Source organism: Frankia canadensis (assembly GCF_900197875.1).
Classification (GTDB): Bacteria; Actinomycetota; Actinomycetes; order Frankiales; family Frankiaceae; genus Frankia; species Frankia canadensis.
The window spans coordinates 37,041-43,644 of sequence record NZ_FZMO01000257.1 but is presented as its reverse complement, the minus strand read 5'-3'; the positions used below and the strand labels follow the sequence as shown (position 1 = coordinate 43,644).

Annotated in this window: 6 protein-coding genes and 1 pseudogene; 4 read left to right on the top strand and 3 right to left on the bottom strand. The window is 73.3% G+C overall.

Annotated elements, in window-relative coordinates; all coding sequences use genetic code 11:
• The first annotated feature begins 56 nt into the window (after positions 1 to 56).
• Positions 57 to 755: an NADPH-dependent F420 reductase gene (locus C1A33_RS19740; RefSeq protein ID WP_101832926.1), complete on the top strand. Its 699-nt coding sequence runs from the start codon at positions 57 to 59 to the stop codon at positions 753 to 755.
• Between the two features lie 238 nt (positions 756 to 993).
• On the opposite strand, the gene C1A33_RS19735 is transcribed toward C1A33_RS19740, so the two are convergent.
• On the bottom strand, positions 994 to 1,269 hold the full coding sequence (locus C1A33_RS19735; RefSeq protein WP_133150742.1) for a hypothetical protein: 276 nt from the start codon (positions 1,267 to 1,269) through the stop codon (positions 994 to 996).
• 131 nt (positions 1,270 to 1,400) lie between these two features.
• Between C1A33_RS19735 and C1A33_RS19730 the strand changes: the two genes are divergently transcribed.
• Positions 1,401 to 2,213 carry an Fpg/Nei family DNA glycosylase gene (locus tag C1A33_RS19730; protein WP_101832919.1) on the top strand — a complete coding sequence of 271 codons (813 nt, stop codon included), beginning with the start codon at positions 1,401 to 1,403 and terminating at the stop codon, positions 2,211 to 2,213.
• Positions 2,214 to 2,375: 162 nt separating this feature from the next.
• Here C1A33_RS19730 and mptB read toward each other — a convergent pair whose 3' ends face one another.
• On the bottom strand, positions 2,376 to 3,941 hold the full coding sequence (mptB, locus tag C1A33_RS19725) for a polyprenol phosphomannose-dependent alpha 1,6 mannosyltransferase MptB (protein WP_133150741.1): 1,566 nt from the start codon (positions 3,939 to 3,941) through the stop codon (positions 2,376 to 2,378).
• A gap of 450 nt (positions 3,942 to 4,391) precedes the next feature.
• Here mptB and C1A33_RS37495 point away from each other — a divergent pair, with 450 nt between their 5' ends.
• Complete coding sequence (locus tag C1A33_RS37495) at positions 4,392 to 4,520, top strand: hypothetical protein (RefSeq protein ID WP_279354667.1); 129 nt, start codon at positions 4,392 to 4,394, stop codon at positions 4,518 to 4,520.
• A 29-nt stretch (positions 4,521 to 4,549) separates the two neighbouring features.
• Here the strand turns inward: C1A33_RS37495 and C1A33_RS19720 are convergent, their stop codons facing one another.
• A complete protein-coding gene (locus C1A33_RS19720) occupies positions 4,550 to 4,942 on the bottom strand; it encodes a hypothetical protein (protein ID WP_101832917.1) in 393 nt (130 codons plus the stop codon).
• 572 nt (positions 4,943 to 5,514) lie between these two features.
• Between C1A33_RS19720 and C1A33_RS19715 the strand changes: the two are divergent.
• Positions 5,515 to 6,567: pseudogene (locus C1A33_RS19715) on the top strand (ABC transporter substrate-binding protein); the annotation flags it as partial.
• Positions 6,568 to 6,604: the final 37 nt, after the last annotated feature.

The window sequence follows — 6,604 nt, the reverse complement described above, 5'->3', positions numbered from 1 at the left end:
GAGCAGGGGAGACGGGGCGGGGAATGTCGACCGTGCCGCTCGGAGTTGTCGACGGCATGACGACCCTTGGACTGATCGGCAGCGGGAACATCGGCGGAACGGTCGCGAAACTCGCCGTCGCCGCCGGATATGACGTCGTGCTGAGCAACTCGCGCGGCCCGGAGACCTTGCAGGATCTGGTGGCGGAGCTGGGGCCGCGGGCCCGGGCCGCCACCGCGGCTCAGGCCGCCGCCGCGGGTGACCTCGTCGTCGTGACCGTGCCGCTGCGCGCCTACCGCGAGGTTCCGGTCGAACCGCTGGTCGGGAAGGTGGTACTCGACACCAACAACTACTACCCGCAGCGGGACGGCGTCTTCCCCGAGCTGGAGAACGAGTCGACCACGACGAGCGAGCTGCTCGCCGCGCACCTGCCAACCTCGAAGGTGGTCAAGGTCTTCAACAACATCTACTACAAGCACCTGCTGTCGCTGGCCCGGCCCGCCGGCGCCCCGGACCGCTCGGCGCTGGCGATCGCCGGTGATGACGCGACCGCCAAGGCAACGGCTACCGACGTTCTCGACGCCCTCGGCTACGACGCCGTCGACGCCGGACCGCTGGCGGAGGGCTGGCGCTACCAGCGAGACACCGCCGCCTACGCCAACCTGTACTTCGGCGCCGATGGCACCGCCGGGGACGCCGGTGCGCAGGTGGACGCCGCGACCCTGCGCGCCGCGCTCGCCTCCGCCCGCCGCTACGCCGACACCCCGGCCGGCTGACCTACCTGCCCACCCGCCGTTCGCTGGCAGGGCGGTCCGTCGGCGCCGGCGGGTCATGACCGTCATCCGACCTTTGTTCCGCCAGGAGCATGCCTGTCGGCGCGGCGCCTCGCGGCGTCATCGTGAGCCACTCCCGGACTGGGCCTTCCGGGGCACAGGAGGCGACCACGATGTCGACCGACCAACACCAGCACCAGCACCAGCACCAGCACGCAGACGACATCCCGCCGGCCGCGCGTCAGAACCGCCAGCAGGCGCCGTGGCTGCGCCCCTCGCGGGGCGCCGGGAAGGTCAGCAGGCTCTCTCCGACCGCGTCCAGGTTGAGGGATGGCAGGCCGGCGGGGTCGTCGTCGGCAGTGCGGGGCGGTACGCCGTCAAGCAGCCAGACGCCGGCGGGCGGCCGCGTCGGCGAGAACCGCAGCCGCAGGTGGAACAGCTCGCATCGGGTCAACGGGATGAAGCCGTAGTGGTCGGCCATCACCTGGCCGGCGCCGAGGGTGAGCCGTAAGGCCATCCGATGCCGGCCCCCCGCACGCAGCGGCGCCGGCGGCCGCACGACGAAGCGGAACAGACTCTCGCTCGGCCGCTCCCGGGCCTGATCCCTGCGATCTCGCGATGCCGGGCCGCCGGTATGATCGGCCCACCATGCCCGAGGGTCACACCGTGCACCGGCTGGCCGCCGCACACGGGCGCATGTTCGGCGGCGTCGCGGTCGGCGCGTCAAGCCCGCAGGGCCGGTTCGCCGACGGCGCCCGGCGCCTGGACGGGCGGGTGCTGACCACCGCCGAGGCGCACGGCAAGCACCTGCTGCTCGGCTTCGACGACGACCAGATGCTGCACGTCCATCTCGGTATCTACGGGACAAGCACGCTCGCGGCCGGTCCGCCGCCCGCGCCGACGGGTGCCGTCCGGTTGCGGCTGACCGCCCCCGCCGGCTACGCCGACCTGCGCGGGCCTAGCGCCTGCGAGCTGCTGGGTCCCGGCGAGGTGAAAGCGCTGCGCGACCGGCTGGGCCCCGACCCGCTGCGCGCCGACGCCGATCCGGAGCTGGCCCGGCGGCGCGTGGGCCGCAGCCGCACGACGATCGCCGCGCTGCTGATGGACCAGGCGGTGGTCGCCGGCCCGGGCAACATCTACCGGGCCGAGGTGCTCTTCCGCGCAGGCATCGACCCGATGCTGCCCGGCCGCGACCTGACCGACGAGCAGTGGGCCATCCTGTGGGCCGATCTGGCCGCGCTGATGGCCGACGGGGTGCGCACAGGCCGGATCGACACCGTCCGCCCCGCGCACACTCCCGAGGCGATGGGCCGTCCGCCCCGCGTCGACGACCATGGCGGCGAGGTCTACGTCTACCGCCGTGCCGGCCTGCCCTGCCTTGTCTGCGCGACCGAGGTCCGCTCGACCACCCTGGCGGGCCGCAACCTGTTCTGGTGCCCCACCTGCCAGCCCACCCGCTGAACCCGCCCGCCACCCCGACGCCCAGGCCTGGCGCGTGCGGGCGCTTGCGAGTGGAAGCTCCGGCGGCGAGTGGAAGCTCCGACCGCGAGTGCAGGCTCCGACCGCGAGTGCGCAGGCCGCGGCCGCGAGTGGAGACTCCGGCGGGGGCCGGTAGATGGGCCGTCAGGCGCGTCGGGACGCGGCGACGGCAGCCCGCCTGGACGCGGTGACAGCCGCCCCACGGCTCACCGCCGCGCACAGGGCCGCGGCCGCCACGTAACCCGCCAGGGCCACGAGGCCGCCATGTTCGCGCAGCCACCGCAGCGCGGCGGGATGGTCGGCGACGAGCAGGGAGCAGTGCTGCAGGCCGAGGAACGAGCCGGCCGAGGCGATCGCCAGGACGGCCATCCGTGCCGGGCCGCCGGGCCGCACCGCCAGCGGCACGAGACCCCAGGTGAGGTACCAGGGGTGCAGCACGGGCCCGAGGGCGGCGAGCGCGAGCAGCATGGCCCCCGCGCTGGCGGTGAGTGGCCGGGCCCGGATGGTGGCCAGTGTCCACAGGCACACGGCGCCTGTCGCCGCGAGCCCCGCGTGCTGGGTGAAGGTCAGGATGCCGGCGGGTGAGGGATCGAGATCGAGCAGGCCCGCGCCCCAGCCGAGCAGATCGGCGGCGATGCTGGTCGGCGTGTAACCCGTCAGCACGGTCGCGGGAGTCGTCGCCGTGCGTACCCACCCGAGCCCGTCCGGGACGAGCGCCGCCAGCCCCGCGAAGGCCGCCCCGGCGACGATCGCATCGCGTGCGGCCCCAGCGACCCGGGCCGGCGCCCGCCGCCGCCAGCCCGCCGCGAGCTCGCCACCACCATGCCCGTCACCGCGCGATGCGTTGCGAGCGTCTTCGCAGCTCGGCCGGGACGGTGCGCCGGCACGCCAGGCGATGGCGGCGGCGACGGCGAGGACGGCCGGCCATTTGATCGCCGCGGCCGCGGTCAGCAGAACGAGTCCCGTCACCGCCCGGCCACGCTGGACGGCGAGCAGGCCCGCGACCACCAGGCCCATCATGATCGCCTCAAGGTGGGCGGCGCCGAGGAGCTGGAACAGCACGATCGGGTTGAGCGCGGCGAGCACGAGGGCGTCGGCACGCCGATGCCTGGGGGCGCCGGCGACCGCGCAGGCGGCGATCAGCACCACGCCCGCGAGCGCCAGCAACCGCAGCAGCACGATCACCCCGATGAGGCTTCCCCCGGCGACCAGGTGAGCCAGCCGGAACAAGGTCACCGCCAGCGGGCCGTACGGCGCGTTCGCTGACCGCCAGAGCGGGTCGACCGCGGCGAGCTGCGGACTTCCGGCGGCGAGCGCGGTGGGGGCGGCGTGGTAAGGATCGAAGCCGGTGGCCAGCAGCATCCCCTGCGCCGCGTAGCTGTAGACGTCGAGGCTGAGGATCGGCGGCCCCAGGCAGACGGGTATCGACCACACGGCGAGCAGCCCGACGGCCTGCCGCGGCGACAGGATGCCGCGGTGGGCACGCATGCCGGCGCGCAGCCACGCGAGCAGCGTCAGTGCCACCCCGCCGACCAGCAGGGCCGGCAGGCCGGAGGACTCGGTGAGGTTCACCGGGTTGAGCAGGCCCAGCCAGGACGTCGGCGGGCTGGCGAGGGACTGCCGGGCAAGCCGCCCGCCGGTGGCCACCACCAGAACCACGCCGACGAACCCGGCGGCACCGATCAGCACCACCTCAGGTGGCGTCCACATCCGCCGGAACCGGCCGGAAGGGAGGTACATGCCAGGAGAACGGGACAGGCCGGGAAGTCGGATGCCTGGAAAGCGCGCGGCCACGAGCAACGGAGGCTATGGGCCGGCGGATCGCGCATCTCCCCCGGCAAGCCGAATATCCGATGAACATCCCCGGGAATCCGGCGACGCCTGGGACGCCAGCGGGCTTGGGCCGTCGCCTGGTCCGAGAAGATCGACTGTGACCGGGAGATCCGCCGGGGCCAGGGAAGCGCCGAGGCCACGTCGGCGGAGCGGGCAGGGGGAAACTGGGGCATGGAGCTGCGGACGTTCGAGGCGGTCGCCCGGACGGGCAGTGTCACACAGGCGGCCCAGGAATTGGGCCACGCTGACCGTCGGCGCGTTGGAGACGGTGAGCGTGCATGTCCTGCCCGCGGTGCTCGCCGTGCGCCCGCATGCCGACGAGGCGAGGTGGCCGCCGTCGAGGTGACGGATGCCGATCTGCACACGGCGCTCGCCATGACCTGGCTCGACCGCGGCTCCGAGGATCCGCGCCTGACCGGCTTCCAGTCGGCGCTGCGTCAGCACCTGGCGGCCTGACGCGAGGCGTCCGCCAGCGCGGCCTCGGCTCAGCGCACAGCCACACGCACCGCGGCCGGCCGGTTCGTGCTGAACTCGGTGCGGTGTGCGCCGACCCGCTGCCGACGGCGGGCGAGCAGGACGTCCGCGAGGGCGTCCGCGCGCTCCATGTCGTCGAGAGTGGCGCGGGAGCGGCCGTCCACCGTGAGGATGGCCGCGAGCAGTTCCGCGGACAGCCTCGTGCGCGCGGCGACACGGGCTACGCTCGGCGGCAGGCACGGTGCCCCCGAAGCGGATGACGAGGCCGGCGCGGTGGAAGCCGCCGGAACGGGCCGAGGACGCGCCTCGGCACCACCCAGCGGCGAATGGACCTGCGTGCGCGACGCATGATGGTCCTGATGCGCGATCCGCGGGTGGGGTCGGAGACCGAGGAGATCGAACATACATTCGATCCTGCCGGCTCCGGATCAACCTGTCAAGGGAGCGCCCCGCCCGCGCCGCATCACCCCGGCCCGCCGGCACACCACATCACCGACCATCCGTGCCGGTGGGCGGCGCGAGGCGGTCGAGGAAGCGGTCGAGCTGGGCCAGTCCGACAATCAGGGGGATCACCCTTGCTCGGATGCCAGACCAAAGGACGAAGCTGCGTGAATCGGCGGTGACGTTCGTGGCGACGTTCGCGGCCAGGACTCCTGGGATGGCCTCCCGGTAGATCGGGTTCGCGCATCCGGAAGGATCAAGTACTTCCCGTCGCGCATCCCTCCGGGACGGATACGCGAGCAGTACGAATCGGTGGTGGGCACGGCTCGCGAGGTGCCGGTCTCCGGCGGCCAGGCGTAGGTATCGGGCGGCGGACACCGCCCGATACCGCGCCGGGCGGCGGGCGGCGGCTACGCGGAGGTGGCCTGACGGTCCCTGGTGGTGGGGGTGAGGCCGCGTTCGCGGAGCTGGTACTTCTGGACGCGGCCAGTGGCCGTGAACTGCTGGCCTAGCGGCGCTCGAGAACCTCGCCGCCGCCAAGGCCGCCGCACGCGCCATCAACGCGTCGGGCGGCGTGGGCGGCAAGCAGATCGAGATCCGCTGGTGCGAGGACAACAACAACCCCAACGACGCGGTCAAGTGCGCCCGGGCCGCCACCCGTGACGGCACCGTCGCGGTCGTCGGGTCGAACTCGCAGTTCTCGCAGCCGCTGACCGAGGTCCTGGCCGCGGCCAAGGTGCCCTGTGTCGGCTCGGTCGGCGCGACCGCGGCGGAGAGCAAGTGCGCCGTCTGCTACCGCTTCGACGCCGGCGCCCAGCTGATCTTCGGCGGTCTGGCTCCGCAGATGAAGGCCGACGGCGTGAAGTCGGTGTCCATGATCCGCCGTGACATCGCCATCGCCGCCGAGACCTCGAAGAGCGCCAGCACCGCGGCCCGCGCCAGCGGTCTCGATGTCAAGGAGGACATCAAGATCGGTGCGTCCACCACGGACCTCGCCCCCGCCGTCGCGACCCTGGAAGCCTCCGGCGCCGACGGCGGAATGCTGCTCGTTCCGAACGAGGCCGCGCTCGCCTTCATCAAGGCCGCCGGCCAGGCCGGCTACAAGGGCCCGCTCGGCGCGGTCGACTCGCAGATCCAGACCGGCCTCGCCGACCTCGGCCCGGCCGCGCCCCAGTTGCGCGTGGTGAGCGCCCAGCCGCCGGTCACGGCGGTCAAGGAGTACCCGGGCCTCGCGCGTTACGCGAAGGAGCTCGACGCCGAGAAGGCCAGCGGCGACAGCGCCGCCGGCATCCGCAACTCGACCAGCCTGCGGGCCTGGCTGTCCGTGCACGTCGCGGCCCAGGTCGCGGCCAAGGTCACCGGCAAGCTGACCGCGACAAGCATGAACGACTTCTTCGGCACCGCGACGAACATCGACCTGTTCGGGATCCTGCCGACGTGGACGCCGTCCGCGAAGGGCACGGTCAAGGGCTTCGAGCGGCTCAGCAACGCGCAGGTCTTCTTCCTGCGCGTCGAGAACGGCCAGTTCGTCCTCGCGCCCGGCGCCATGCACGGACTCGACCTGAACACCCGCAGGCCGCTGACGTAAGACGTACACGGAGCGCGCCCGCGCGCGAAGTCATGAC